This is a genomic window from Streptomyces sp. STR69, from assembly GCF_024519455.1.
Lineage (GTDB): Bacteria > Actinomycetota > Actinomycetes > Streptomycetales > Streptomycetaceae > Streptomyces.
On record NZ_JALJRY010000104.1, the window covers coordinates 1 to 545 of the forward strand.

The following is a 545-nucleotide window of genomic DNA, read 5'->3' on the forward strand; positions in this document are numbered from 1 at the left end:
TACTTGGTCTCGACGGCGTGGCCGCCGAACTGGTTGCGCAGGGCCGCGATCATCTTCATCTGCGGCGAGTCGTCCTGGCGGGAGGCGAACCGCGCGAAGAGGGAGGCCGTGATCGCGGGCAGCGGTACGGCGTTGTCGATGGCGGCCTCGACGGTCCAGCGGCCCTCGCCGGAGTCCTCCGCGTAGCCCTTGAGCTTGTCCAGGTGCTCGTCGCCGTCGAGGGCGTTGACGGCCAGGTCGAGCAGCCAGGAGCGGATGACGGTGCCCTCCTGCCAGGAGCGGAAGACCTCGCGGACGTCGGTGACGGAGTGGACCTTCTCCAGGAGTTCCCAGCCCTCGGCGTAGGCCTGCATCATGGCGTACTCGATGCCGTTGTGGACCATCTTGGAGAAGTGCCCGGCGCCGACCTTGCCGGCGTGCACGAACCCGAACTCGCCCTCCGGCTTGAGCGCGTCGAAGACGGGCTGGACCTTCGCGATGTTCTCGGGGTCGCCGCCGACCATCAGCGCGTAGCCGTTCTTCAGGCCCCACACACCGCCGGAGAC

1 protein-coding gene is annotated in these 545 nt (G+C 68.4%); it reads right to left on the reverse strand.

Annotated features, from left to right (window positions below; genetic code table 11):
- A partial coding sequence (locus OC490_RS49155; RefSeq protein ID WP_262064571.1) for an NADP-dependent phosphogluconate dehydrogenase occupies window positions 1-545 on the reverse strand: 545 nt, incomplete at both ends.